The 24,673-nt window shown below is 55.3% G+C and carries 27 protein-coding genes and 1 pseudogene; 8 read left to right on the top strand and 20 right to left on the bottom strand.

Going from position 1 to position 24,673, the window contains the following annotated elements; genetic code table 11:
- Positions 1-27: 27 nt before the first annotated feature.
- Positions 28-933, top strand: coding sequence for a LysR family transcriptional regulator (locus IE061_RS13160; RefSeq protein WP_026001725.1), 906 nt, complete (start codon positions 28-30; stop codon positions 931-933).
- On the opposite strand, the gene IE061_RS13155 is transcribed toward IE061_RS13160, so the two are convergent.
- The gene (locus IE061_RS13155; RefSeq protein ID WP_193461809.1) at positions 926-2,389 is read right to left on the bottom strand and encodes a cobyric acid synthase; all 1,464 of its coding nucleotides are present in this window, start codon (positions 2,387-2,389) and stop codon (positions 926-928) included. The two genes, IE061_RS13160 and IE061_RS13155, sit on opposite strands and share 8 nt — an antisense overlap.
- An 86-nt stretch (positions 2,390-2,475) precedes the next feature.
- Positions 2,476-3,816 (bottom strand): cytochrome P450, encoded by a 1,341-nt coding sequence (locus IE061_RS13150; RefSeq protein WP_193461808.1) that lies wholly within the window; start codon positions 3,814-3,816, stop codon positions 2,476-2,478.
- Positions 3,817-4,020: 204 nt separating this feature from the next.
- On the opposite strand from IE061_RS13150, the gene IE061_RS13145 reads away from it, so the two are divergent.
- Entirely contained in the window at positions 4,021-4,941 is a 921-nt protein-coding gene (locus IE061_RS13145; protein ID WP_081138889.1) for a glutaminase, read from the top strand.
- Positions 4,942-4,975: 34 nt separating this feature from the next.
- Here the strand turns inward: IE061_RS13145 and IE061_RS13140 are convergent, their stop codons facing one another.
- Both IE061_RS13140 and IE061_RS13135 read right to left on the bottom strand, forming a co-directional pair.
- Positions 4,976-5,824, bottom strand: coding sequence for a bifunctional transcriptional activator/DNA repair enzyme AdaA (locus IE061_RS13140; protein ID WP_100731384.1), 849 nt, complete (start codon positions 5,822-5,824; stop codon positions 4,976-4,978).
- A 93-nt stretch (positions 5,825-5,917) separates the two neighbouring features.
- Positions 5,918-6,376 carry a hypothetical protein gene (locus IE061_RS13135; protein ID WP_193461807.1) on the bottom strand — a complete coding sequence of 153 codons (459 nt, stop codon included), beginning with the start codon at positions 6,374-6,376 and terminating at the stop codon, positions 5,918-5,920.
- Between the two features lie 121 nt (positions 6,377-6,497).
- On the opposite strand from IE061_RS13135, the gene IE061_RS13130 reads away from it, so the two are divergent.
- Positions 6,498-7,100, top strand: a complete 603-nt coding sequence (locus IE061_RS13130) for a YqaA family protein (RefSeq protein ID WP_193461806.1) — start codon at positions 6,498-6,500, stop codon at positions 7,098-7,100.
- 27 nt (positions 7,101-7,127) lie between these two features.
- On the opposite strand, the gene IE061_RS13125 is transcribed toward IE061_RS13130, so the two are convergent.
- Both IE061_RS13125 and IE061_RS13120 read right to left on the bottom strand, forming a co-directional pair.
- The gene (locus IE061_RS13125) at positions 7,128-7,535 is read right to left on the bottom strand and encodes a DUF4019 domain-containing protein (RefSeq protein ID WP_039179653.1); all 408 of its coding nucleotides are present in this window, start codon (positions 7,533-7,535) and stop codon (positions 7,128-7,130) included.
- A 64-nt stretch (positions 7,536-7,599) separates the two neighbouring features.
- Positions 7,600-8,067 (bottom strand): GNAT family N-acetyltransferase, encoded by a 468-nt coding sequence (locus tag IE061_RS13120; protein ID WP_230478467.1) that lies wholly within the window; start codon positions 8,065-8,067, stop codon positions 7,600-7,602.
- Between the two features lie 98 nt (positions 8,068-8,165).
- On the opposite strand from IE061_RS13120, the gene IE061_RS13115 reads away from it, so the two are divergent.
- On the top strand, positions 8,166-8,915 hold the full coding sequence (locus tag IE061_RS13115) for a class I SAM-dependent DNA methyltransferase (RefSeq protein WP_016914144.1): 750 nt from the start codon (positions 8,166-8,168) through the stop codon (positions 8,913-8,915).
- A 16-nt stretch (positions 8,916-8,931) separates the two neighbouring features.
- Here IE061_RS13115 and IE061_RS13110 read toward each other — a convergent pair whose 3' ends face one another.
- Both IE061_RS13110 and IE061_RS13105 read right to left on the bottom strand, forming a co-directional pair.
- Positions 8,932-9,402, bottom strand: a complete 471-nt coding sequence (locus IE061_RS13110; protein WP_016914145.1) for a YehS family protein — start codon at positions 9,400-9,402, stop codon at positions 8,932-8,934.
- A gap of 8 nt (positions 9,403-9,410) precedes the next feature.
- Positions 9,411-9,833 (bottom strand): tetratricopeptide repeat protein, encoded by a 423-nt coding sequence (locus IE061_RS13105; RefSeq protein ID WP_193461805.1) that lies wholly within the window; start codon positions 9,831-9,833, stop codon positions 9,411-9,413.
- Between the two features lie 194 nt (positions 9,834-10,027).
- On the opposite strand from IE061_RS13105, the gene IE061_RS13100 reads away from it, so the two are divergent.
- A complete protein-coding gene (locus IE061_RS13100) occupies positions 10,028-11,224 on the top strand; it encodes a DEAD/DEAH box helicase (protein ID WP_016914147.1) in 1,197 nt (398 codons plus the stop codon).
- Between the two features lie 48 nt (positions 11,225-11,272).
- Here the strand turns inward: IE061_RS13100 and rho are convergent, their stop codons facing one another.
- The 3 genes and pseudogenes from rho to IE061_RS13085 all read right to left on the bottom strand — a co-directional run.
- The gene (gene rho / locus IE061_RS13095) at positions 11,273-12,247 is read right to left on the bottom strand and encodes a transcription termination factor Rho (protein ID WP_193461804.1); all 975 of its coding nucleotides are present in this window, start codon (positions 12,245-12,247) and stop codon (positions 11,273-11,275) included.
- A 68-nt stretch (positions 12,248-12,315) separates the two neighbouring features.
- Complete coding sequence (locus tag IE061_RS13090; RefSeq protein ID WP_193461803.1) at positions 12,316-12,483, bottom strand: hypothetical protein; 168 nt, start codon at positions 12,481-12,483, stop codon at positions 12,316-12,318.
- 144 nt (positions 12,484-12,627) lie between these two features.
- Positions 12,628-12,849 (bottom strand): annotated as a pseudogene (locus IE061_RS13085) (Txe/YoeB family addiction module toxin); the annotation flags it as partial.
- 86 nt (positions 12,850-12,935) lie between these two features.
- On the opposite strand from IE061_RS13085, the gene IE061_RS13080 reads away from it, so the two are divergent.
- The gene (locus tag IE061_RS13080; RefSeq protein ID WP_016914150.1) at positions 12,936-13,175 is read left to right on the top strand and encodes a type II toxin-antitoxin system ParD family antitoxin; all 240 of its coding nucleotides are present in this window, start codon (positions 12,936-12,938) and stop codon (positions 13,173-13,175) included.
- A complete protein-coding gene (locus IE061_RS13075; protein ID WP_193461802.1) occupies positions 13,175-13,468 on the top strand; it encodes a type II toxin-antitoxin system RelE/ParE family toxin in 294 nt (97 codons plus the stop codon). Before IE061_RS13080 ends, IE061_RS13075 begins: the two co-directional genes overlap by 1 nt.
- A 66-nt stretch (positions 13,469-13,534) precedes the next feature.
- Here IE061_RS13075 and IE061_RS13070 read toward each other — a convergent pair whose 3' ends face one another.
- Complete coding sequence (locus IE061_RS13070; RefSeq protein WP_193461801.1) at positions 13,535-14,332, bottom strand: hypothetical protein; 798 nt, start codon at positions 14,330-14,332, stop codon at positions 13,535-13,537.
- Entirely contained in the window at positions 14,332-14,529 is a 198-nt protein-coding gene (locus IE061_RS18330; RefSeq protein ID WP_373294985.1) for a helix-turn-helix domain-containing protein, read from the bottom strand. The genes IE061_RS13070 and IE061_RS18330 overlap by 1 nt, the downstream gene beginning before the upstream one ends.
- 128 nt (positions 14,530-14,657) lie before the next feature.
- Here IE061_RS18330 and IE061_RS13060 point away from each other — a divergent pair, with 128 nt between their 5' ends.
- On the top strand, positions 14,658-15,878 hold the full coding sequence (locus IE061_RS13060; RefSeq protein ID WP_193461800.1) for a DNA cytosine methyltransferase: 1,221 nt from the start codon (positions 14,658-14,660) through the stop codon (positions 15,876-15,878).
- Between the two features lie 135 nt (positions 15,879-16,013).
- On the opposite strand, the gene IE061_RS13055 is transcribed toward IE061_RS13060, so the two are convergent.
- The 7 genes from IE061_RS13055 to IE061_RS13025 form a co-directional block, all read right to left on the bottom strand.
- Entirely contained in the window at positions 16,014-17,645 is a 1,632-nt protein-coding gene (locus tag IE061_RS13055; RefSeq protein WP_193461799.1) for a UvrD-helicase domain-containing protein, read from the bottom strand.
- 1 nt (position 17,646) lies between these two features.
- Positions 17,647-19,347, bottom strand: a complete 1,701-nt coding sequence (locus tag IE061_RS13050; protein ID WP_193461798.1) for an ATP-dependent nuclease — start codon at positions 19,345-19,347, stop codon at positions 17,647-17,649.
- A 161-nt stretch (positions 19,348-19,508) separates the two neighbouring features.
- Positions 19,509-20,801 carry a hypothetical protein gene (locus IE061_RS13045; protein WP_193461797.1) on the bottom strand — a complete coding sequence of 431 codons (1,293 nt, stop codon included), beginning with the start codon at positions 20,799-20,801 and terminating at the stop codon, positions 19,509-19,511.
- Between the two features lie 111 nt (positions 20,802-20,912).
- The gene (locus tag IE061_RS13040) at positions 20,913-21,602 is read right to left on the bottom strand and encodes a VIT1/CCC1 transporter family protein (RefSeq protein ID WP_020742832.1); all 690 of its coding nucleotides are present in this window, start codon (positions 21,600-21,602) and stop codon (positions 20,913-20,915) included.
- A 557-nt stretch (positions 21,603-22,159) separates the two neighbouring features.
- Entirely contained in the window at positions 22,160-22,771 is a 612-nt protein-coding gene (gene cobO, locus IE061_RS13035) for a cob(I)yrinic acid a,c-diamide adenosyltransferase (protein ID WP_081135016.1), read from the bottom strand.
- A 33-nt stretch (positions 22,772-22,804) separates the two neighbouring features.
- Positions 22,805-23,245, bottom strand: a complete 441-nt coding sequence (locus IE061_RS13030; protein ID WP_016914164.1) for a YtoQ family protein — start codon at positions 23,243-23,245, stop codon at positions 22,805-22,807.
- A gap of 107 nt (positions 23,246-23,352) precedes the next feature.
- Positions 23,353-24,663: a cobyrinate a,c-diamide synthase gene (locus IE061_RS13025; RefSeq protein WP_193461796.1), complete on the bottom strand. Its 1,311-nt coding sequence runs from the start codon at positions 24,661-24,663 to the stop codon at positions 23,353-23,355.
- Positions 24,664-24,673 lie beyond the last annotated feature (10 nt).

Below are 24,673 nucleotides of genomic sequence, written 5' to 3'. Positions count from 1 at the left end.
AAACCAGCTTTTTTGCGCAACAATCCGATGCTCCATAGACTCGAATTTCTCGACCTTCAGGCGTTCATTCTGGTGGCGGAACTGGGCACGTTTCATGAGGCTGCCCAGCGTCTTCACCTGTCCCAGCCCGCCCTCACTCGGCGCATCCAGAAACTGGAAGAACTCCTGGAAGTTGAACTACTTGAGCGCACCACACGGCGTACACGACTAACCCCCATCGGGGCCGATTTCCTGCCCCGCGCACGGCGCATGCTGGAAGAGTACGAGTCGTCGATTCTGGGTATCCGCGAGCTGGTGACCCACCAGAAAGGCACGGTGACCATTGCCTGCCTGCCCACGGCGGCCTTCTACTTTTTGCCTAGTGTGATTCGCGTGTTCAGCGAGGCCTGGCCAGGCATTCGGATCCGCATTCTGGACGTCAGCGCCAACGAAGGTCTGGAAAAGGTCATCAATGGAGAGGCCGACTTCGGGATCAACATGATCAGCGCGCAAAGCTCGGAAGTACGCTTCACCCCGCTGCTGCGTGACCCTTTCGTGCTGGCGCTGCGCTCTGATCACCCGCTGGCCAGCAAGCAGCAAATCGAGTGGAGCGACCTGGAAGATGTCCGCCTGATCACCGTCAGCCGGGACAGCGGCAACCGCACTCTGCTGGACAATGCCCTGTCGGCGGAAGGCGTGCACCTCAACAGCTTCTACGAGGTGCAACACCTTTCCACCTCGCTGGGGTTGGTGGAATCGGGGCTCGGCGTGGCCATCCTGCCGCGCATGACCATGCCCGGCCCCGACCACGATACGCTCTGCTCTCGGGCGCTACCGGAGCCGCGCATTCAGCGCTCGATCGGCCTGGTGCGCAGCAATTCCCACAGCCTATCCAGCACGGCGCAGCTGTTTATCGACCTGCTGCTGGAGCACTGGGGTAACGGCTCTACCTAGCGCCGCCTACGGGCGCCAGCAAGGCCAGTATTGCCTCGATATCCAGGTGCGCCTCCAGCGTATCGGCCAGGCGTTCCAGCGCCTGTTCACGGTGGGCGGTGTAATCGATGCGACTGGCGCTGGCCAGCCCCAAGCGTTCCAGCAAGGCCTGACAGGCATCGGGGTGGTCGAACAACCCGTGCAGGTAAGTCCCCAACACTTGCCCATCTTCGCTGATGGCCCCATCAAAATGGCCACCCAGGTCGAAGAGCGGGCGCTCCAGCGCCTTGCCCTCACTCACGCCGTGATGGATTTCGTAGCCGCTCACCGGCACCTGACTACCGGCCAGCACTCCATGCACGTTGCGCAGTTGCTTGGCCGGGGCCATGCGCGTCGAAAGCGCCAGCCAGCCCAGGCCCGCCACCCGCCCGGCGGCTCCCTCCAGCCCTTCGGGGTCGTCCACCCACTCCCCCAGCATCTGAAAACCGCCGCAAATGCCCAGCACCTTGCCCCCGTAACGCAAGTGCCTGGCGATGGCAGCCTCCCACCCTTGGCGCTTCAGCCAGGCCAGGTCGCTGGCGGTGCTTTTACTGCCCGGCAGGATGATCACGTCGGCTGCCGGTATCGGCTGGTCCGGCCCGATAAAGCTCAACGACACCTGCGGGTGCAGGCGCAAGGCATCGAAGTCGGTGTGATTACTGATGCGTGGCAAGGCAGGCACGATGACGTTCAGGGTGTCGCGCTGTTTTTCTGCCTGCACCGTGCCAATGCTGTCTTCGGCATCCAACAGCAGTCCGGGCAGATAGGGCAACGTACCCAGTACCGGTTTGCGGGTGCGCGCCGTCAGCCACTCGAGCCCCGGCTCCAGTAGCCCGATATCGCCCCGAAAACGGTTGATGATGAACCCCTTGGTCCGCGCCTGCTCGCTGTCGCTCAGCAGCGCCAGGGTACCCACCAGTTGGGCAAACACCCCCCCTCGATCGATATCGCCCACCAGCAGTACCGGGCAATCCACGGCTTCGGCAAAGCCCATGTTGGCGATATCGCCCTTGCGCAGATTGATTTCTGCCGGGCTTCCCGCCCCTTCGGCAATGATCACCTCATGGCGCTGGGACAACGCCTGCCAAGCGGCCATCACGCTCTCCTGGGCGGTACGCTTGAAGGCGTGATAATCCAGCGCATCCATATGGCCATGCACTTTGCCCCGCAGGATCACCTGGGCACCCCGGTCCGTTTCCGGCTTTAGCAGCACCGGGTTCATGTCGCTGTGCGGCATCACCCCCGCCGCCTGGGCCTGAAGCGCAGTGGAGCGGCCAATCTCTCCACCATCGGTGGTCACGGCGCTGTTGAGCGCCATGTTCTGGGGCTTGAACGGAGCCACCGAGAACCCCCGGCGCTGCAAAACACGGCACAGCCCCGCCACCACGGTACTTTTGCCTGCATCCGAGGTGGTGCCTTGAATCATCAGTGTGGTCATGGAAACTCATTGCAGTGGGCCAAAGGACGGCTTGCATTAAATAGCGCCCTGCCACCCCGTGCAAGAATCCCGACGCGCCGCGGGCCCTAGCGGTGCACCCGAAAACGCAAATGGAACGGGCTCAGCAAGCCCGGCATGGGGGCCTCTGCGGAGAGCTTTTCCGGGGGATGAAGTACGATGCGGGCCTGCCCCAACAGGGCAGCCAGGCAGTGGCTGGTCACCAGCAGCACCACATGCCTGCCGGGGCAGACACCCGGCCCACCGCTGAACGGCACCAGCGGCCAAGGCGTTTGGGTGTGGCTATGGCCTTCCGGCGTCAGCCAGAGCTCGGGGGTGAAGCGATGGGCGGCGTGCAGGTAGCGCTCGTCGCGATGAAAGTAGGGTGCGTGAATCAGTACCGAAGTGTTGGCGGGCATGGTGCCCGCCTGCCACTGGGTTGGCTGGGTGGTCTGGCGCAGCAGCAGCGGCGTGGTGGGCCACAGGCGTAGCGCTTCCAACAGGGTGGCCTTGAAATCGTCCAGCGGGTGGCCCTGCTGCGCTTTGGCCAGCGCCTGCGCCGCGAAATCCGAGTGCGCGCTGAGCAGCGCCAGGGCGCGGAAGGTCGCCATGCCCGCTGGCTCGAAGGCAAACAGCCATTGGGGCACCTGCTGCAACGGTGCCTGCTCCCGGCCAGGGCACTGCTGAGCCAGCGCAGACATCAGGCTGCCGGGTGCCGCTTCACGCAGGTAATACGCCAGGCGCTGCTCGAAGCGCTTGCGCAGGCGCTGGCGCTTGGGGCGCAAAAAGCCCCAGTTGGCCGCTTTGCGCAGAGCAGTCAGCTCCTCGGTCAGTACGCGGTCGTCAGCGGCGGCGTCGCCCAGCACCACGCGACGAACGATGCGGTCCCAGGTCAGCAGAAAGGTCGGCCAATCCAGCTCGTCATAGCGGGTGGCGACCCGCTCCAGCAGCGCCGTGACCTCTTCCTGCACTACCTGCACGAACGCCTCGGAAGCATCATGGTGAGGGCAATCGCTTTGCAGAACCCGCTCGTTCAGCGCCCTACGCTGCTCGCGGGCCTCTCCTTCAGAAATCAGCGAGAACCCCGGTTCGAAGTGGCTGAGGGCACTGTGCTTGGCTTGCTCATTGGGTGAAAAGGGGGTGGGCGTATGCTCCAGCACATCGTTGGCATCGGCGGGGTCCAGCACCACCGCCATGGACTTCATCGGCACCTTGAGCATCAACGGCCCGCGGCCATACTTCTCGCTCAGCGACTGCATGCGCTGTACGGCACGGGCGTCCAGCGACAACCGCTCGGCAACGCCGACCACATGGGGGCGACGAATGATCACCCCTTTGGCAATGTTGGGCGCCAGCACCTGGCACAGAATGGCCAGCGTATCGCGCAGTGACGCCGTGGGCAGCGGCCCCGCGTTGGATATCCTATCCATGAAAGCTCCTTTGACCGGGCAGGGTTCAGGCTGCAGTGTAGATGCCACCAGCCCCGCTGCAAGGGCTCCCACGGCAAACAGCATGTTTATCAACTCAAAGGGTTATCAAGGTTATTGCGCAGCGCCTCAGCGGGCTGCCGCCAGCAGACAGCCGGGCTTTTTTCCGCTAGGGTAGCGGCTCTTGAAGCGAGCGATGACCCCGAGATGCAAACGCTACTGAACGAGATTGCCGACGAGCTATCCCACGCCACCGAGCGCGGCAAGGTGGCCGACTACATTCCCCAACTGGCCCAGGTCGACCCCAACCAGTTTGCCATCAGCCTGGCCACCGTCGAGGGCGAGCGCTTCTCGGCGGGCTGCGCCGCCACGCCGTTCTCGATTCAGAGTATTTCCAAGGTCTTCACCCTGACCATTGCCCTGGGCAAGCTCGGCGATGCGCTGTGGTCCAACGTCGGCCGCGAACCCTCCGGCGACCCCTTCAACTCCATCGTGCAGCTGGAACACGAGAGCGGTAAACCGCGCAACCCGTTCATCAATGCCGGGGCCATTGCGGTGGTAGACGCCATCATGATGGGCCACGCCCCCAAGGAAACCCTGGCCGAAATATTGAGCTTCGTGCGCTATATCGCCGACGACAACAGCATCTGCTTCGACCATCAGGTCGCCGCCTCGGAAATGCAGCACAAGGACCGCAACGCCTCGCTGGCGCACTTCATGAAAGCCTTTGGGCGGCTGCGCCACGACGTGGACAAAGTGCTTGGCACCTACTTTCACCAGTGCGCCATCGCCATGAGCTGCGAGCAACTGGCCCACGCCGGGCTGTTTCTGGCTTCCGACGGCGTCAACCGCCCCAGCAACCTGCGGGTGGTGTCGCCCCAGCGGGCACGCCGAATCAACTCATTGATGATGATGTGTGGCCACTACGATGCCTCCGGAGAGTTTGCTTTCCGTGTGGGCTTGCCGGGCAAGAGCGGCGTGGGCGGCGGCATTCTGGCCATTGCGCCGGGGCGCGGCTCGCTGGCCGTCTGGTCGCCGGGGCTGGATAGCTACGGCAACAGCCTTCTGGGGGTGCGCGCCCTGGAGATGTTCGTGCAACGCACGGGCTGGTCCATATTTGGACATTAGCGTGCGCTAGCTGGGCACTAGCCGGTCACTCGCTTCAAGCGCTTTCCGAGGATTCCAGATGCTGGGCCGCTTCCCAGGCCTGCACCTGGCGTTTCACCTCCAGCCCCCAGCGGTAGCCACCCAGGGCGCCGCTTTGCTGAATCACCCGGTGGCAGGGAATCCATAGCGCCACGGGATTGGCGCCCACCGCGTTACCCACCGCCCGAGACGATTTCGGCGCCCCCAGCCACTGGGCGATGTGGGAGTAGCTGGCAAGCTGCCCGTCTGGGATCATCAGCAGCGCCCGCCACACGTTGAGCTGAAAGTTGGTGCCCCGCACATGCAGCGAAAGTGCCCCAGGCGCTGCGCGGCGCGGCGGTTCGAACAGCGCCTCGACGGCGTAACGCGTGGCGTCCGGCTGGTGGCGCAAGGTACAGCGCGGCCACTCGGCGGCCAGCTGCGCCAGAATCTCCGCTTCGGGTGTCGCTGCCAAAAAGCCCATGCGGCAAATGCCTCTCGGGGTGGTGGCGACCAGCACCTGGCCAAACGGCGTGGGGTGAACCCCATAAGCAATTTCCACGCCCTCCCCCTGGCGCTTGAACTCCCCCGGCGTGACCGCCTCCAGCGTCACGAAATGATCGTAAAGCCGCGAACCGCCGCTCAGTCCCAGCGCTTCGGCGGTGTCGGCAAGGCTCTGGGAAGAAGCAATCAACTGCTTGCCCCGCGCCAGCGTCAACGCTTGTAAAAAGCGCTTCGGACTCACCCCGACATAGCGGCTGAACAGCCGCTGAAAATGGAACGCACTCAAGTGTACCTGCTCGGCCACCGCCTCCAGGCTCGGCTGCTGGGCGGCGTGGGCCACCATGAAGGCCATGGCTTTTTCGATACGGGCGTAGTCGTTCATCGCGTCCATCTCACGGGCAAAGGGGCAAAAAGAGGCTGATGCTCGCTAAAGCTTACCCAGTGAAAGGCCCGACACATACCCGAATCTTGCGCACTACACATGCCGGTAAATCACCCGCAAGGGTTGCCCCAGGTGGCGTTGCAGCGACTCGGTCTGTTGGGGGCTCATGGCCCCTGTTCTGGGGTTGATGGCCGTGATCGAAAACCGAGCGAACCCTTGGGGGAAGGAGTAGTCGAGCTGGTGCACGCTGGCAACGCTGCCGCAGCACGGTAGCGTCTGGGGAAGGAGCGCAAAGCCACGCTGCGCGTCGTAATCCTGATCCATCAGGAGATGCCACTCAGGAAGGGTCAGCTCTTGCGCGCACAGGTGACAGCGCACGTACTCGAAGTTGCTGCCACAGTCATGAAACATCACATGCTCTGATACCTGCTCGTCTATACTCTCTGCCTCGGGCATCCACTGCCACAACGCAGCCTTGGCCTGGGCTACCTGCTGCGCAGAGGGCAGATAGTGAGGCTCTGCCGGAATGATGACGATATGATGATCACTCATGTGAGTCGGTCCACGTGCGTCGGTCAATGAATACGCAACAGTCTACTCTACACGACAACCCCGCACATTCATCATGTGCGCCGCCGCCAGTCGGCCATGCCATTTACGTCAGGAGGACACGATGGCGCTGATCTCTACCCGTACCCAGCACTGGCTGGAGCGTTTGAACGGCTCCAAACACATGCTCTGGCTGATCGCCACCCTCTCGTTTCTGGAAACCATCATACTGCCCGTGCCCATCGAGCTGGTACTGATCCCGTTGATGGCGGTGAATAAACAGCGGATCTGGGCGATTGCCACGGCCACCACGCTGGGCTGCCTGGTGGCGTCGCTGGTGGGCTATAGCGTGGGCATGGTGCTCTACCAATCGCTGGGGACCTGGTTTATCGAGTTCATGGGCATGGAGGAGAGCTATCAGGCGTTTCAGGGCTTCTTCAACCGCTACGGGTTTGCCGCGATTCTGGCCATCGGCATTCTTCCCATCCCCTTCCAGGTGGCCATGATTACCGCCGGGCTCTCCGGTTACCCCATCCTGCTATTCGTGCTGGCGGCGCTGCTCTCACGCGGGCTGCGCTACTACGGGCTGGCCTGGCTGGTGAAACGCTATGGCAAACGGGTTGAAACTCTGTGGAAGCGTCATGCGCTGATGACCAGCCTCGCACTCGGCAGCGCGGTGCTGGTCATCGTGTTGGTCATGCAGGCATTGGCGGGGATGATCGCATGATGGGCTAGCAGCTGATTGGCCCAGCCGTCACTCGATATAGTAACCACTGACCCGCCAGGTGCCGTTTTCCAGATGTGGGGTTACTACCTCGACCACTCGGGGGCGGTTGGCAAACTGGGTCTGGAAGGTAACGACCTTGAAGTCGCCCCGTTCAGCGCCGGGCATGGAGGTGTACTGCGAAACGCGCACTCGGCGGCGCGATTGCACCGAGCCAAAGTCCTTGCGCGACAGCGCAACGGTGCGTTCAAGCATAGTGGCAGAAAGCGGTGTGCTCAGCAGTGGCGAAGCGGCTTCCCATGCCTGTTCATACTCGCTGTTATCGATCTTCGCCAACCACGCCAGCGCCGCCTCCTCTGCCGCCTGCACAGATGCCTGAGCCGTTGCGGTAAGCATCAACAGGGCAGCGGACAACAACAGAGCACGTAATTTGGGCATGGCAGACTCGTTAGTGGCTAAGAAAAGACGTACCTTTCTATTATCGGAAAATCGCCAGGATTCTTTAGCCCTCCGTCAGGCATAGCCGCATGAAACAGCTATTGGGATCAAGCCGGTAGCTGCCGAACGGCCCGCAATACTCGAACCCGAACCGAGCATATAGACGGCGAGCGGGCTCGAAGAAGGCCATCGAACCCGTCTCCAGATAGACGGTGTGATAGTCCCGAGCGCGGGCCTCTTCCAGCACGTGCGTCAACAGCCGGGCGCCCACGCCCTGCTGGCGGGCAGCGGGCGTGGTACGCATGGACTTCAGCTCCGCCTGGCCCTCCCCTAGCGCCTTGATTGCCGCACAGCCCAACAGCTGGCCGTTCTGGCGGGCGCTGTAAAAGGTGATGTTGGCTGCCTTGAGCGCGGTCACATCCAGCGCATGCACGCTTTCCGGCGGCGAGGTGGCGTGCATGTCAGCCAGGTGCTCTTCCAATAGCGCCACCACATCCTGCGCTTCCAGCGTTTCAATTCCGATATGCATCATTGCCCTCTCCGTTGGCTAGCCAAACCCGGCTTCTCAAATACGAAGCGCTCGTATACCATGCGCCACCTCTTTCCTTTAGCGTTCACCGTTAGGCCACCATGTCCGTCAACGCGCTCTACACCGACCTTTCCGGCTATTACGATCTGATGTGCGTCGACATCGACTACCGCGCGCAAAGTAACGCCATTCATCGCCTGCATCAGCTGTTTGGCAACGCGGGCAGCCAGCACCTGGACCTGGCCTGCGGCACCGGCCCCCACGTGCGCCATTTTCTGGATGTGGGTTACACCAGCAGCGGGCTGGACATTCACCAGCCGATGCTGGACCTGGCAGCCACCCGCTGCCCGGAAGCTCACTTTTCGCTGCAAGACATGGGCCAATTCCAGGTGGATGAGCCGGTGGATTTGATCACCTGCTTTTTATACTCCATCCACTACAACGCCAACCTGGAAAAGCTGAGCGCCTGCATCGCCAGCGCCCACCGCGCCCTGCGCACCGGCGGCGTACTGTGCTTCAACAGCGTGGACAAGGAGCGCATCGACAACGCGCTGTTCGTCAAGCACACCGCCCAACAGGGCGAGGATCGCTTCACGTTTCGTTCGGGGTGGCACTATGCGGGGCAAGGGGAACGGCAAACGCTGCGGCTCAGTATCGAAAAAAGCACGCCTGCGGTCACCCAGGTATGGAATGACGAGCACCCCATGGTGGCGGTCAGCTTTGGCGAACTCATCGCCCTGCTGACGCCCTACTTCGAGGTGCACGTGTTCGAACACGACTACCAGACCATCACCCCGTGGGACAACGCGTCTGGCAATGCCATCTTCGTGTGCGTGAAGCGCGACGGCTAAGGTGCCATCTAAGGCGTCAGCTCTCCTGGCTGGGGCGCTGCTGTTGCTGCACACCCATCAGGAAGTTGCGCAGCATCTGGTCCTTGCACTCGCGGTAATTCTTGTGGCTTGGCTTGCGGAAGAACGCGCTCAGCTCGTGGGGGCTGAGCGGTAGCCCCACCTGCTCGAACACCGCCAGCACGTCTTCGGCCTTCATGTTCAGCGCAATACGCAGCTTCTGGAACACCATGTTGTTGTTCAACTGGGTTTCCGGCGCAGGCACCGGGCCTTCGCGCTTGCCGCGCTTGAAGCTGATGAAGCCATTCAAAAACGCCGCCAGCTCACGATTCTTCATGGGCACCAGCGCTTCATCCTCATCCTTCTTCAGCCAGGCCGTTACCTGGGCAGGCGTCACGTCCACCTCTGCCAGGGCGAAGATATTGACGATGGTGGCCTCCTTCAAATCGAAGGCATAGCGAATACGGCGAAAAATATCGTTATTGGTCAAGGGGACTCCTAACCGTTGGTAAGCGTGGCCAGCAGCTCGTCGATCTCTGCTTTCAGCTCGTTGTCTTCAATCGTTTGGGCGCTGGCCTGGGCGCGCTGCAAGCTTTCGATGGCGGCGTGGGGCTCGCCCAGCTCCACCTGCAGGGTGGCCATGGAAAAGCCAATCGAGGCCAGATGGTCGTTCAACTGCTTGGCCACCGCCTTGTCCAGCGCCTTTTGGTAGATCGGCAGCGCGTCTTCCAGCTCTTCGGTGAAGTCGGCCAGGGTTTCCCACTGCTCGGGGTGGTCTTTCTCGGTGTTCTCATGCTCGGTGCAGATCGCCTGCAGCTCGGCGTAAAGCGCTTCAAAGGTGGCGCGGTCATCCTTGGACGCGGCCTTCATCAGCTTTTCAGCCAGCTCGTACACCGCCTTGTAAATTTTGGTATTGATCATCAAACCACGACCTTATCGACGTAAAACAGCAGGCTAAAGCACACAGGCTTCGCCGGGAAGGGGGCATTATACCTTGTGTGAGGCGAGGTACGGTGACGCGGCGGGCAATATTCGAGCAACGGCGGGCCGATTTTACGCTATGCTGCACCACTTTTTACGTTCGACCCACCTACGACTCGCTGTCAGGGCCCCTTATGCCTTTTTCTACACTCGGTTTATCCACTCCCCTCGTTCAGGCGATCACCGAACTCGGTTACCAGACGCCTACGCCCATCCAGGAACAGGCCATTCCCGCCATTCTCTCGGGCAAGGACCTCATCGCCACCGCCCAAACCGGCACCGGCAAAACCGCCGCCTTCGTGCTGCCGCTGCTGGAGCGCTTCAGCAAGGCAGAAGCGCTGCGGGCCAAGCGCATCCGCGCGCTGATTCTGGTGCCCACTCGCGAGCTGGCGGTACAGGTCAACGCCAGCGTGGCGCAATACGCCAAGCATACCCAGCTCACCTCGATGGCCGCGTATGGCGGTGTGGATACCGCGCCCCAAAAGGAGCGTTTGATCGAAGGCGTGGACATTCTGGTGGCCACACCGGGCAGGCTGCTGGACCTGGCGCATCAGCGCGCCCTGCACTTCGACGAGCTGCAGGTCATGGTGCTGGACGAAGCGGACAGAATGGTCGACATGGGCTTTGTGGATGATATTCACAAGATCATCGTGCGCCTGCCGGAACAGCGCCAGAACCTGCTGTTCACAGCCACCATGACCCAGGACGTTCGCGCCCTCGCCCGCAGTTTTTCAGACAGCAAGATGACCGACCTGGCTGCCAACATCGCCATCACCCCCAACGTTCGCGCCGCCGACACCATCGAACAGTGGCTGATCACGGTCGATAAGGACACCAAATCCGCCCTGCTCAGCCACCTGATCAACGAACAGGCCTGGGATCAGGCGCTGATCTTCGTCGAGAAGAAGCACAGCGCGGCCAAGCTGGTGGCCCAGCTGGAGAAACGCGGCATCGTCGCGGACTCCATCCATGGCGGCAGAAGCCAGGCCATGCGCGAAAAGATTCTGGCCCAGTTCAAAACCGGTGAGCTCAAGTACCTGGTGGCCACCGGTGTCGCCGCGCGGGGGCTGGATATCGGCGAGCTGAGCCGAGTGGTGAACTACGACCTACCCTTCCAGCCGGAAGAGTACATCCACCGCATTGGCCGCACCGGCCGCGCCGGGGCCTCCGGGGAAGCCATCTCGCTGGTGGACATCAGCGACTTCAAGAACCTGTGTGCCATCGAACGGCGCATGAACCAGCTCATCGAGCGCCGGGAAGTGGCAGAGTTTCCGGTCAAGAAGGCCGTCCCGGCCTCCAACCTGAAGCATGTGAAGAAAGGCAGCCGCTAGGCGTTGTAGGCAACGTTGGCGAGCGAGGGCCCCAGGCAGGCGCAGTCCTTACCCCTGAGCGGGTGAAAACGCCGCCAGCAGCTCGGCGTTGGTGGGGTACTTCTCCAGCAGCGCCAGCAGCTTCTGCGCGCCGTCGGTTGGCTTGAGCGGCGTCAAGGCTCTGCGCAAGCTGCGTACCTTTTCGATCTCGTGGGCCTCGATCAATAGCTCTTCTCGGCGGGTACTGCTTTTGGCAATATCGAGCGCCGGGAAGATGCGCTGGCTGGCCACCTCCCGCGACAGCACCAGCTCCATGTTGCCGGTGCCCTTGAACTCCTCGAAGATCACCTGATCCATGCGGCTTCCTGTCTCCACCAGCACGGTGGCCAGAATGGTCAGCGAGCCGCCGTTTTCGATGTTCCGTGCCGCCCCGAACAGTTTGCGGGGGATTTCCAACGCCCGGGTATCCAACCCGCCCGACATGGTACGCCCACTGCCCCGCTGCCCCGCGTTGTGCACCCGGGAAAGCCGCGTCAGTGAGTCGATCACGATCATCGCATCGTGCCCTTCCCCGGCTTGCCTGCGCGCCGTTTGCAGCAGGTTATCGGCCACGCGCACATGGTGGGCGTAGCTTTCGTCAGACGACGAAGCGTGCACCTCGGCGGTCACGCTGCGCTTGAAATCGGTCACTTCCTCCGGGCGCTCATCGATCAGCAAGGCATACAGCTTGATCTCTGAATACGCCGCCGCCACGGCCTGGCAGATATGCTTCAAGAGCGTGGTTTTCCCCGCCCCCGGCGGCGCCACGATCAGCCCGCGCTGCCCCATGCCAATGGGCGCGATCAAATCCATCGCCCGCACGCTGTGCTCACGAACGCCATTGGCGAGATAAAGGCGCGGGGAAGGATGAATGGCGGTGCCGTTGAGAAAGCGCTTTTCGGGGTCGGTGTGTGATTGCTCTTCGGGTGAGGAATCGGCCACTGTCTCGGCGGGCTTGGCCTCTGGGGGCCGTTTCGTTTTGAGGCTTAGGGTTTTGCGGGTCATGGTTGGAGCCGTCTTTTCAAAGTGGGAATTCGTGGTTGGCCGTGTTCGTGGTGACTCGACGGCGGATGTTAAACGTAGGCATGGTATTCAACGACCTCCCTGACGGTACACAGCGCTTTTTCGAGCTGCTGAATATCTACCGATGCTAGCGCAAGACGGATGGCATGGGGCACCTGGGCTGCCGTTGAAAAGGGCGCAGCGGTCGATACACTGATGCCTTGTTGCAAAAGCGCCACCGTTCCCTCTTACGCCCATTGGCGTGCCATCGCCGTCACCAGTGCTGGCGTATTTCAGGTCGTCGCACGAATCGTGTGCTCTATCTCGGCGACGTCGGGCCGTGAATAAAGGCTAGTACATTCGCAACAGCCGTTGGTTATGCATTATTCGTAGTGACTCCAGAGCCTGAGCACTTTCACCACTCGCTCGTCATCGAGCACTTGATAGACCAGGCGATGCTGAATATTGATGCGGCATGAATAGGCCCCCGCAAGATCACCCACGAGCTTCTCAAACGGAGGCGGCTTGCGGTATGGGTCTTCCGCTACCAGGGCTAGCCGTTCCTGCGCTTTTGGTTTGAGGCCGCGGGAGGCTAGCTTCGCAGCGGCGCGACTTTATCGCGTCGGCCTGCCTTGCCTTGTTATGGGTGCTTTGCCATGATATACCAATATTTGGTACAGGAGTCTCCCCCATGGCTAGAAATACCAGCATTACGCTCGGCCCCCACTTTGACGAGTTTATAGCCACTCAGGTTGAAAAGGGCCGCTATGGCTCGGTGAGCGAGGTGGTACGTGCCGGACTGCGCCTGCTTGAAGAAACGGAAAGTAAGCTTGAACGGCTCCAACGCCTCCTGGATGAAGGCGAGCAGAGTGGAATCGCAGAGTATTCCCTTGAAAGCGTTATTACCGAACTGGACAACGAAGCTCACTGATGCGTCCATACCTGCTCACTGCCTCTGCCCGAAAAGACGTTGTCGAGATAGGCCGCTTCACCACCGAAAAGTGGGGAAAGCGCCAACGTGATACGTACCTCAGGCAGCTTGACGATGCTTTCAAGCTGCTCGCTCGCCAACCGGATATTGGCCGCGACGCGGGTGTCATAAAACCAGGGTACAAAAAGTTCAGTCAGGGCAGTCATGTTATCTTTTACAGAGCCGGTACGGAATCCAGGATCGTTGTCATCCGAATTCTCCATAACAGTATGGATGTGGAGCAGCATCTTTAACGCCCGCAATAAACGGCGCGAGGAACGAGCGTCCGGCGACCGCAGGGAGCGAATTTAATTGCTTTGTTAGGTGCATATCAATGAGGCTAAATCTGACGTCCAAACGCCAGGTCTCAACTGTAGTCTATTTGAGTATCTATCAGGATACCGCTCATGCCTGTCAAAGTTTTCCGCCTTGGCATATAGAAACTTCCATTCCATGGTTCTTGAAAACAAACAAGCTCCGACTAGATCTATTTCACCAACCCTATAAAACCTATTCCTCCGAGTATCACCATCACCATCCGTTGAATTCCTGGTCCGCTGGAAGTCTATTGTGATCGGAAACTCGTCGAATTGCTGCAAAAACTCTTCGTCAGAGATTTCACCCAACTTGGAAAATTCTACACGGGAAGCGCTATACTCATACTTAGCCATTCCTGATTCTCTGAATTTTTGAGGAAGCCGCTTAAATAACTCATTTATACGCTGCGTTGGCAAAGAATGTAGGTCAGAGTCAGTTGAGCCAACCTCTCTCAAAAATTCATCGATGACTGCACTGGCAATAAAGCCTTCTTGAGCGAGGTAATCTATGTAACCAGACCTCACCGTCTTGCTTGTCGTTTTAATTACCTCAACATTTTTACACTCAAGAGAGATTAGGGACGCCCCACTTTCCAAATAAAAGTCTTTATCCATATCTCCGGAAGCTGTCCTATATCCGTCTATCACGCCCTCTTGTCGAAGAGCATCAACCACCTTGGCTAAATGCTTCTCAGAAACTGCACCTCGAACCGCCATGTACGCTCGCGGGTTGTTCTGGAATACTTCGGACAACTCTTGGGGAGTCAACCCTGTGGCTTGGTACAAATCAAAATCGGTCACTAATAATCCTCTCGATAGACAACGAGGTCTGACACCTCGCATTGCAGGTGTTTACATAAAGTGTCAAGCACATGGAGGGTTGTGTTGTAGTCTGGCCTAGAGCCCAAGGCCTCCAATGTAGCTTTCGAGATGCCGGTTAGCTCAGCAAGCCCTTGATATGTAAGCCTTTTCCCGTTTTTTTGGGAGTACTCTGCCATTACCTCTCTTAGTCTCACCTCAATCACTTGTATCCTCAATACAATTTCAGTATCATTGGGTTGACGATGCCAATAGTTCGCGTAGCTTGGCACTAAAATAACCTTTCAAGGTACTTTAAAGCGGCCATATGCACAAGACGATTAGTTTATATACCGGCACCGGCGGCCTAGACCTAGGCCTAGAAGCCGCTGGATTCGACACCACCGTTGCCATAGAAATGGACAAATGGGCTTGCGAGACCGTTCGTCTCAATCGTCCTGAATGGAATCCCATCCAAGACGATATTCATAATGTAAGTAGTGAAGATATTTTAGCGACCGGCGACCTTACCGAAGGAGACGCATCTCTGCTTATCGGGGGGCCACCATGCCAACCATTTTCTAAGTCAGCGTACTGGTCTAAAGGTGAGACAAAGCGCCTAGATGACCCCCGAGCAGATACTTTGACTGCCTATCTTCGGGTGCTTAGAGACTTAAAACCAAGAGCATTCCTGATGGAGAATGTATTTGGGATAACTTACAAGGGAAAGGATGAAGCAATTACCCTTCTAAGGAATATCATCAATCAGATCAACAAGGAAGAGGGTACGAATTACAACTTTAATGTAGGTGTTTTAAACGCTGCTGACTACGGAGTCCCCCAAATTAGGGAGCGTGTTTTTATTATTGGTTCAAGAGAAGGGCTGGATTTCACTTTTCCCGCTCCGACTCACAGAAATCCAGAGATTGGACAAGATGATCTGTTCCACGTTGAACCTTGGAGAACAGCTTGGGATGCAATCGGTGACCTCGAAGGGATGTCCCATGATGCCCTACGCGCAACAGGAAAGTGGGCGGACCTATTGCCTAGCATTCCCGAAGGCAAAAACTACCTCCACCATACCAACCGGGGAGAAGGGATGCCTTTGTTTGGTTGGAGAACCCGTTATTGGAGTTTTCTTCTCAAGTTAGCAAAAAACAAACCTTCTTGGACTATCCAAGCGCAACCGGGAAGCGCAATTGGTCCTTTTCACTGGAAAAATAGACGCCTTTCAACGAGAGAACTATGCCGCCTTCAAACTTTTCCGGACGATTACGAAATAGCTGGCGGCAGAACAGAAGTTCAGAGACAGCTAGGCAACGCAGTTCCGAGCCTCATCGGTGAAGTTCTTGGCAGAGAAATTAAGAGACAATTTTTTGGCCAAGCAACCAATTCACCTTTAAAACTGTTGCAGAACGTCAACACAAAACCGTTTCAAAAGGAGCCGGTTCGGCCCGTTGAAAAAAAGTACCTCCAATTACTTGGCGATCATGAAGACCACCCAGGCACCGGAAAGGGCCCCAGAGCCGTCGGAGCATCTAGCACCTAACGCCTTGCTCACCGGAAAATTAGGAGCGCAGCGAGTAATTTTTCCGTGTGCAGCAACTTGTTAGATGGCAAATAGTATTATGTTGCGAGTTGCTGCAGGTCTTTCTCACGATGAAGAAATCGCATATGTATTAGGCTATAGATACAATCCTTCTAATCCAGGCAACGAAAAGAATTGAGACGGATTTCCTGTTTTGGTTTCATAGTCTCGATTGAGACGACTATTGCTTGTAACTAGAACACAATAATTTTTCGCTCTAGTTATCCCAACAAAGTGTAAATTCAACTCCTGCTCCCAATTATCATATATTACATCGAAGCAACCTCGAACAAACTTTCTTTTAGGGTGAATCCAATCGTATAGATCCAAGTGATACACAAGCTCAAATTCTAGCCCTTTAGATTTATGAAGTGTCATAACTTGGACTTCATTCTCATTTATCGGCTTATAATGCTGAAGTAACCTAGACTCCAAGCATATTGTATTGATCAACTCTTTGTCTGAAGCACTGATATCGACATTTAAGATTTGACCAGTGATATCCACAATCGTACGTGATAGTTCATCTTGAACTTTATCACCAATAGTTGATATCGTTTTACGCAATACAGATAAACTATTCTTCGAAACTGAAGTAAATGACTGTATATACTCAACAACATCATTTAAACGATGATGCTCGTCAAATCGAAACCTTAAAAGCTGAGAAAATAAATTACAAACCCTTGTATTTCTAACTGCCAATGGGTCTTCGTCAAAGATTCGAAACGGTACATTCAATCCATTACTAAGAAATTCTAGAGATATGTTATTTCTTACAAGTATCCCTATTTGCGAATAGGATTCAACTAGGTTGTTCTTAAACGCGAGTTCAATTGACTCATTTATTTTTCCAGTAACATCTACTTGAGTGCCTGTGTAGTGGCGCCTATATACTCTGATATCACTAGCTGGCAATAAATCACATTCAGCGTCGTAAAGCCGGTTAGAATAATTAGTGATTGATGGGTGACAGCGATGATTGATGTTTACGATATGATGTTCGAAGACATCAGGTTTGTTTGTTAATTCTTTAATAAACTCAGGATCACTCCCACGCCAAGCATAGATAGATTGTTGTACATCACCAACTGCAACACCTACAAGCCCCAGTTCTAGTAACTTGAGAAAGAGTACATGCTGTGGCTCAGAGGAGTCTTGATATTCATCTATGTATACCGAGTTGTATTTTGCTGCAATATATCTTTGACAAGCATGAGATACCGTTATGACATGATTGGCTATCACACCAAGTAGCTCGAGCAAGACAAAACCATGATCGAATAATATGACAATATCATCTTCTAAGCATTTAAAAGAGGTTGAGTTTATCTCATCGCTGTAATGAGGCATTACACTCAATCTATCCAAAACATATTTAGGCATTTCATCAGATTTAATGCACTCTAACTGGTGCTTTTTCCTATCAAGAACTCTCGCCAAAAAAGGATGTATAATCTCACTCAAACAAAAATGGTCAATAGTGCCAAAAAAGCTCATTTTAGTATCGCAAGCATTTTTCTTACATCGCTTTCTTAATTCCTTACTGGCCTTTACAGTAAAAGTAATTCCAATAACACCACGATAGGGCGGAAGGTCTTTAACTTCATTTCTGATCTTTTCTGCAACAACAGTGGTCTTTCCACTTCCAGGGCAAGCAGTAATAACCATATTTGAATTTGAGCTTATCGCTGCTTTTTGATCTGGAGTATACTCAAAATCACTCATGTTATTGGCCTACCAACTTAACAGCATGATGCAATGGTTTAGCTAACTCACCCCCACTTACTCCTGCAAGCTCCTTATGATTTTGAGACAAAAATTCTCGCATTCTAATGGCTTTCTTACTCTGCAAGTATTTTACTGCATCATTGATATCGGTCTTTCCAGAATAAGTTAACAATTCATCCGGAAGCTCTAAAGCCAAATCAGCTTCTAGATCAATCTTTGAAAGAAATATTCCGTGTGGATTTATTTGATCTGAAGTCGCTTTCCAAACTCCAGAATCAACTAAGCCTTGCGATGTTGTTGTTGGTGTATAGTCAGGTCCACTAGCTAGGCCAGCCAATGATAAGCATCTATTAATACCGACTGCTCTTTTGTTAACACTATTTTTAATACCTGAAACGTCATTATCTGTTCTCAAAACCCAAGGTATTTCCATAGCATCCAAAATTGTGCTGTAAACTTTAAATTGAATTCCATCAACACTAAGGATTGAGATATTATGAAAATCCAAATCTATTCCTAGCTGTATTGCCAATTCCTCATAGAAGAGTTTTTCTGATGGCCCTTCAACCAAAAAAACACAGCTAGAAAAAAAGGCCTCAGCAGGAAGAATACTCATCCTATAACCTAAGTCGTCCCAAGCATCGGAAATGCATGCAGAACAGCCACCTTTGGCCGCCAAACTTCCATTTTCAGCCAAGAGAATTCGAACTATTGAATCCGGCTTATATCGTTCTGTTATTTGAGGGGAATGGCTTGTAATTATAGTCTGTCCGGGAAGATCATGAATTAAGTAATCTGCCAGCTTTCGTTGTTGATGTGGATGTAAATGAGCTTCAGGTTCTTCAACACAATAAAATGTAACCTCGTGGTCAGGATCAAACTCTCTTTGACTTTTTGCCTTCCATAGGGCTAATAATATTTGATTGTTTCGACCATCACCACCAAGCATTAGTTTTGAACCAGATGTAGATGCACCTAATTCCAAGTTTTCAATAAACTGGTTTACTTTTATAGCCCCAGTATCTAAATGAACACTATAGTTATCATTTTTATATGATAGCTTTTTCAGCTCCTCATTAACTACTGAGGTAGCATCTTTTACATAGTTAAGCTCCGCAATCTTTTCGTTAACTTCGTTTAACTTGGCTGATATGGCTACCATTTCAACTTGGTCATGCACAAGCTCTTCATCTTCAAGGCTGTCTTGAGATTGTTTTAGTAACTTTCTTTTTTCTATTTGAATGAACTTTTGAAGGTCTCTTCGGGATTTTACATATCGCAAATTTAACTGTTTCAAATAGAATCGTGATGGAATAATCTCAAGCTCATCATCCGAACACCCGATAGATATCTCGTAATCAAGTGTCTTTCTATCTGCTGTAATAGAAATCACGGTCTTACTTTCATCACTCACACTTCCCTTTAGCGCAGAAAGAACAGCATCCTCATTGATATCAGAAAAATAGATTTTAATAGAGAAAGATTCTTCCTGAAGTCCATCGTTATCTATGAAGAAATCCGTAGCTTCCGGCTCAATATCCCTATCTGACAACGACTTATCAAGTAGCAAGCGGATGCCATAGAGTAAATTTGTTTTACCAACATCATTGCCTCCAATAATTAGCGTCTTATCTGTAAAGCGAATAGTAGCTTCTCGAAAGTTCCTAAAGCCTTCAAGACTCACTTTTTCAATTATCAATTTAAGTATCCTTTTAAAAAGTCTGAAAGTTCAGGTTTGATGGCAAGCAACTTTTCTCATCAAATTTTTTATGGTTGCAATGAACTACGGTTGCCCTCTAACGCAGCGCTCACCGGTAAATTATGCGCGAAGCGAATAATTTATCCGTGTGCAGCGCTTTGTTAACCATCTTCTTCAATTGCATCAGATTTAGCATATTTTCTAAGGTCAACATCAATTAACCATGCGTCAATTTCAGCATCAGTCACATGTTTGTTTTTCCTCATTGCGTTTATGACTGTCCCAACTTCAAAACTATTTTTAATTTCATAGTTTTCACCGCAAGCCTTAATAACTTTTTCAACTTGAGCTTTCGTGAAATCCGATGCGTATCTAGTAACTGTTGATGAAAAGCTGTTTGCCTGATCGAAAGACCCTGAGTTAACGTAAAGTTCTACGATTCTATCCCCAACTGGAATTGGCAAATCAAAGAATAATGGATCATCTATCTCTGCTCGTGTTGTTTTACGAAGTCGCCTATTTGCAGATGGAGACAAGCCTACATGTGAAAGCAAAAAATCTAGTTCATCTAGTTTTTCTTTCGGCAAATTCTCAACATAAGCTTCAAGTTTCTGCTTTACATCTGGTTCCAAGCACTCCCAACTATCTGTTAGTCTTTTGAGCACTGGAAATGTTTTATCAAGATTATCATCAGAGAGTGTTTTGATAAGGCTCGACAGTTTCGATTTTAATGTATCGGTGTAGTTTTCTTTGTGTATTTGTTCAACGGCATTCAGTGCAGAAGAAATCCTCAACCCCTCTTTGTAGTCGATTGCTTCTTTCAAGAGCTTCTTCAAAAGAACAACTATAAAGTTTCTGACTAGGCTTTCTCTAGCTTTAAACAACGGACTATTTTTAAATGCTGTTACTGCCTTACTTAAATTTGTTGGAAAGTACTCAGAGCCGACTTCGTTGACAAGGCTTTCAAGAGCATACTTTCCTTGCGCAGGTGGAAACTGTAGCAAATACTCAACAGCGGAACGAATATGTACTCTTGCGAGCTCAGCAGAAGGATTAAATATTTCACCATCTGATGTCATTGAAGGATGTGCACACCTGTTCCTATCTTGCTGCAATCTTTCTAGATCTATAAATTCGATATGTGAAATTAGTTCAAGCTTATCCCTAGCTATTTGCAAAATATCTCTTTCAAATTTTAGTGAGCTAGCAATATCACCAGCTTTCCTTGCCTTTTCAAACTCTTCTAATTGCTTCTCTGCTTCCTTGTCACCTGCAAGAGATAAATCCTTTAATTTATCAATAATGTCAAATGAGACAGCTATCCATGTAGAAACTATGGCTGATCTAAATGCACCAGATTTATAGCACGAAACAGATTCTTTGATGTAACTCTTCGCCTTCTCATCCCTGCATCTAAGAACGAGCTCGTCTAAATCTGATAAGGGTGATGCCACGAACTACTCCTTAAGATGGTTAACGCCGCGCTCTGCGGCAAATTTGAAGCGCAGCGGAGAATTTGTCCGACAGCAGCGCCTTGTTAGGCGAGAGAATGCACCGCCAGAAAATCATACGGCCACACCGAAGAGCGCACCGACCCCAGCCGTCAAAGCCATTGCCAGAGCCCCCCAAAACGTGACCCGAGAGGCGGCCTTAAGAACAGGAGCGCCGCCGACTTTCGCTGCTAATGAGCCTAGTAAGGCAAGGAACACCAATGAACTGCCAGGGACGACCCACATAAGTAACCACTCCGGAAACGATAGGACGACACATAAGGGAAGGGCCGCACCTACCGAGAATGTGCCTGCCGACGCCAATGCAGCCTGAATTGGACGGGCCGTAGAGACCTCTGAGATGCCAAGTTCATCGCGTGCATGTGCCCCAAGTGCATCCTGCTTCATCAGTTGACTTGCTACGCTGTCTGCGAGCGCCCGGTCTAACCCGCGCCTGACGTAAATCTCGGCAAGCTCCGCATGCTCTTGTTCAGGCGCATCAGCCAGCTCGGCTTTCTCTCTGGCAAGGTCGGCCCCCTCCGTATCGGCTTGAGAGCTGACTGACACGTACTCACCTGCTGCCATCGACATAGCACCTGCAACGAGACCAGCTACGCCTGCGACTAACAAAGCCTTGGAGTCCGCCCCTGCTGCTGCCACCCCCAAGACCAGGCTCGCAGTAGATACAATCCCGTCGTTTGCACCAAGAACCGCAGCACGAAGCCAACCGATTCGATCTGTTTTGTGTCTTTCAGAGTGTCTCATGCGAAGTCCAAATATAAGGTGAGCAGTAGCGCCTAACAGTGATTATACGCCCTTCCACATAACACTTTTGAACGCGCCAGCATGACCATTGATGTTATATCGCCACTCAAGCAAGCATAAACCACTGTTTCTAATAGTCTATGCCTAGCACATGGCAGCATAACCAAAATTCGCGTGCCCGCTGCTTTTTGCGATTTCATCATACTCTATTGATAAATTTGGCTTTGGTCACGTAGATTTTTGGAAAAATTGCGTTGGGTCAAGGGGTGGAGTGGTTTTAGGAGTGTGGTTGAGGGGATGTGGCGGGGTCGGGGCGGCTGGGCGCCGCCTCCGCGGGTGCCTTCCTCGCTCGTTGCTCTCGCTCGGGCGTTACGCCGCGCTACGGGGTTGGTGGCGCTTTGGGGGATGTGGCGGGGGCGGGGCGGCTGGCGCCGCCTTCGCGGGTGCCTTCTTCGCTCGTTGCTCTCGCTCGGGCGTTACGCCGCGCTACGGGGGCCGAACGTCTAACACTCACGGGTCACCAGCCACTCCTCTCCCCTTCCATTTTTCTCCTCACTTCAAAGCTCGATGCCTTTTTGGGCTTTGATGCCTTGGTCTTTGAAGGCGTGTTTGACGACTTTCATTTCGGTGACGGTGTCGGCGAGGTCGATGAGGGGTTGGGGGGCGTAGCGGCCGGTGACGATGGCGTGTTGCATGTCGGGGCGAGCTTGCAGGTCGTCGAGGACCTGGTCCAGGTCGAGGTACTCGTAGCGCAGGGCGATGTTGAGTTCGTCGAGCAGTACCATGTGGTAGCTGTCGTCTTGCAGCATGCGCTTGGCTTGTGCCCAGGCGGCGTTGGCGGCGGCGACGTCGCGTTCGCGGTCCTGGGTGTCCCAGGTGTAGCCTTCGCCCATGACGTGGTAGTCCACGTTGGGCAGGTTGCGGAAGAAGGCTTCTTCACCGGTGCTGAACGCGCCCTTGATGAACTGTACCACGCCGACCTTCATGCCGTGGCCCAGGGCGCGGGCGAGCATGCCAAAACCGGAGCTGCTTTTGCCTTTGCCGGGGCCGGTGAGCACCAGCAAGATGCCCTGCTCTTTGTCGGCGCGGGCGATGCGCTCGTTCATGATTTTTTGCTTGGCCGCCATGCGCTGAGCATGGCGTTCCGGGGTTTTGGCATTTTCGCGCATGGGGGCTCCTTGGGATGTTTTACGAGCTACGTTTTACGCTTTCAGTACGTAGCGCAGGGTTTCCACGACCTGATCGGTGGTGGTGCACCAGGCTTGGGCCTGGGCGTCGACTTCTTTCAGCGGGTGAACGATCTCTTCGCTGTGCAGCGTGATGTAGGGCTTGGCCAAGGCTGCGCAGTAGCCTGCATCGAAGGCGGCGTTCCACTGTTTGTACTTGTCGCCGAAGCGCACCACCACCAGATCGGCTTGTTCGATCAGGGTGCGGGTGCGGATGGCGTTCACTTTGGAGGACTGGTGGTCGCGCCAGAAGCCGTTGTCCGGCTTGCCCAGGTGGTCGCCAGCGGCATCGGAGGCGTCGTGGTCGGTCACCGGGGCGGTAAAGACCACGTCCAGGCCTGCGGCTTCTGCGCCGCGCTGGATCTCTTCGCGCCAGTCGGTGTGAATCTCGCCGGAAAGGTAGACGTAAAAGCTCATGGTGGCTCCTTGGGGTTGGGGAGTGTGTGTCGCTCTATCATAGCCCACTGGGCTTTTTTGGAAAAACCTTCCATATTTGATTTGCGGCGACCCGCCTCCCCTGCTCGTTACACGGTGGGCTGCAGTGCCTGGCCGGTGAAAATATCCGCCACCAGCCTGGGCGCGGAGGGAAAGTAGCCGTGGAAGTAGCTGGCCACCAGCGCGCCCTCGATGTAAATCGGTTCGGCTTCGCTGCCTGCCAGCTTGCGGGTGCGGGCCAGCGGCTTCAGGGAGGTGTCCAGCAGCGAGTGGTGGTAGGTGTGGCCGCGCAGTTCGCCGCGTTGGGTGTGCAGGCTTTGCAGCCCTAGCGCGGTGAGCTTTCCGGCCATTCTGGCGGTGCCGGGCAGTAGCCCCAGCATGGCGTGGCCGTTGCCGTCGCCATCTACCAGCTGCTCTACGCAGCTCATCAGCCCGCCGCACTCGGCCAGTATGGGCTTGCCTGCCCAGTGATGGGCGCGAATGGCGTCGTGCATGGGCTGGTTGGCGCTGAAGCGGGCGGCGTGGAGTTCCGGGTAGCCGCCGGGCAGCCACAGGGCATCGCACTCTGGCAGGGCTGCGTCATCGAGCGGCGAGAAGAAGCGCAGAATGGCACCCATCTCTTCGAGCACGTCGAGATTGGCGCGGTAGAGAAACGCGAAGGCGTCGTCTTTGGCGATGGCGATACGCACGCCGCGCAGATGTGCCGGGGCAGGTGTGGGGGCCTCAGCGCTGAGCGTGACCCGCTTGAGCAGGCGGCCCAGCCCGGCCTCTTCCAGTACTTTCGCAGCGGCATCCAGCTGGGCATCCAGGCCGCCCAGTTCGCTGGCTTGCACCAGGCCCAGGTGGCGGTCGGGGATCTGCATGGCCTCGTGGCGGGGAATGGCCCCCAGCAGGGCAATGCCTTCCGGCATGCTCTCGGCCAGCAGTTTGCCGTGGCCGGGGCTGCCCACGCGGTTGGCGATCACTTCGTGAATGGCGAGATCCGGGTGGTAGTTGGCTAGGCCCTGGGCCACCGCGCCGAAGGTTTGCGCCATGCCCCAGGCATCGATAACCGGCAGCGCGGGAATACCCGCCAGCATGGCCAGGTCCGCGCTGGAGGGCGAGCCATCGAACAGCCCCATGGAGCCTTCCACCAGAATCACATCGGCTTCCTGGGCGGCTTTGGCCAGCCGCCAGCGGCACTCGTGCTCGCCGGTCATCCAGGGGTGAAGCTGGTACACCGGCTGGCCAGAAGCGACCTCTTGCACCATGGGGTCCAGGTAGTCGGGGCCGTGCTTGAACACCCGCACGGTGCGCCCGGCATTGCGGTGCAGCCGGGCCAGTGCCGCCGTCACCATGGATTTGCCCTGGCCGGAACCGGGGGCGCTGATCAACGCGGCGTGTGCTTCACCTTGCAACATGTGGCTTCCT

The sequence above is a fragment of the Vreelandella hamiltonii genome, assembly GCF_014651795.1.
Lineage (GTDB): Bacteria > Pseudomonadota > Gammaproteobacteria > Pseudomonadales > Halomonadaceae > Vreelandella > Vreelandella hamiltonii.
The sequence above is the reverse complement of the archived record's forward strand: the minus strand, read 5'-3'. Positions and strand labels throughout refer to the sequence as shown.

Excerpts from the sequence above, each read along its gene's own strand:
- IE061_RS13140 (WP_100731384.1), bottom strand. The coding sequence starts at position 5,824 with ATGAACGACTACGCCCGTATCGAAAAAGCCATGGCCTTCATGGTGGCC.
- IE061_RS13150 (WP_193461808.1), bottom strand. The coding sequence starts at position 3,816 with ATGGATAGGATATCCAACGCGGGGCCGCTGCCCACGGCGTCACTGCGC.
- IE061_RS13130 (WP_193461806.1), top strand. The coding sequence starts at position 6,498 with ATGGCGCTGATCTCTACCCGTACCCAGCACTGGCTGGAGCGTTTGAAC.
- IE061_RS13075 (WP_193461802.1), top strand. The coding sequence starts at position 13,175 with ATGCGTCCATACCTGCTCACTGCCTCTGCCCGAAAAGACGTTGTCGAG.
- IE061_RS13060 (WP_193461800.1), top strand. The coding sequence starts at position 14,658 with ATGCACAAGACGATTAGTTTATATACCGGCACCGGCGGCCTAGACCTA.
- IE061_RS13125 (WP_039179653.1), bottom strand. The coding sequence starts at position 7,535 with ATGCCCAAATTACGTGCTCTGTTGTTGTCCGCTGCCCTGTTGATGCTT.
- IE061_RS13135 (WP_193461807.1), bottom strand. The coding sequence starts at position 6,376 with ATGAGTGATCATCATATCGTCATCATTCCGGCAGAGCCTCACTATCTG.
- IE061_RS13160 (WP_026001725.1), top strand. The coding sequence starts at position 28 with ATGCTCCATAGACTCGAATTTCTCGACCTTCAGGCGTTCATTCTGGTG.
- IE061_RS13055 (WP_193461799.1), bottom strand. The coding sequence starts at position 17,645 with ATGAGTGATTTTGAGTATACTCCAGATCAAAAAGCAGCGATAAGCTCA.
- IE061_RS13105 (WP_193461805.1), bottom strand. The coding sequence starts at position 9,833 with ATGATCAATACCAAAATTTACAAGGCGGTGTACGAGCTGGCTGAAAAG.
- IE061_RS13120 (WP_230478467.1), bottom strand. The coding sequence starts at position 8,067 with ATGATGCATATCGGAATTGAAACGCTGGAAGCGCAGGATGTGGTGGCG.
- IE061_RS13100 (WP_016914147.1), top strand. The coding sequence starts at position 10,028 with ATGCCTTTTTCTACACTCGGTTTATCCACTCCCCTCGTTCAGGCGATC.
- IE061_RS13145 (WP_081138889.1), top strand. The coding sequence starts at position 4,021 with ATGCAAACGCTACTGAACGAGATTGCCGACGAGCTATCCCACGCCACC.
- IE061_RS13030 (WP_016914164.1), bottom strand. The coding sequence starts at position 23,245 with ATGAGCTTTTACGTCTACCTTTCCGGCGAGATTCACACCGACTGGCGC.
- rho (WP_193461804.1), bottom strand. The coding sequence starts at position 12,247 with ATGACCCGCAAAACCCTAAGCCTCAAAACGAAACGGCCCCCAGAGGCC.
- IE061_RS13080 (WP_016914150.1), top strand. The coding sequence starts at position 12,936 with ATGGCTAGAAATACCAGCATTACGCTCGGCCCCCACTTTGACGAGTTT.
- IE061_RS13115 (WP_016914144.1), top strand. The coding sequence starts at position 8,166 with ATGTCCGTCAACGCGCTCTACACCGACCTTTCCGGCTATTACGATCTG.
- IE061_RS13025 (WP_193461796.1), bottom strand. The coding sequence starts at position 24,663 with ATGTTGCAAGGTGAAGCACACGCCGCGTTGATCAGCGCCCCCGGTTCC.
- IE061_RS18330 (WP_373294985.1), bottom strand. The coding sequence starts at position 14,529 with ATGGCAGAGTACTCCCAAAAAAACGGGAAAAGGCTTACATATCAAGGG.
- IE061_RS13040 (WP_020742832.1), bottom strand. The coding sequence starts at position 21,602 with ATGAGACACTCTGAAAGACACAAAACAGATCGAATCGGTTGGCTTCGT.
- cobO (WP_081135016.1), bottom strand. The coding sequence starts at position 22,771 with ATGCGCGAAAATGCCAAAACCCCGGAACGCCATGCTCAGCGCATGGCG.
- IE061_RS13155 (WP_193461809.1), bottom strand. The coding sequence starts at position 2,389 with ATGACCACACTGATGATTCAAGGCACCACCTCGGATGCAGGCAAAAGT.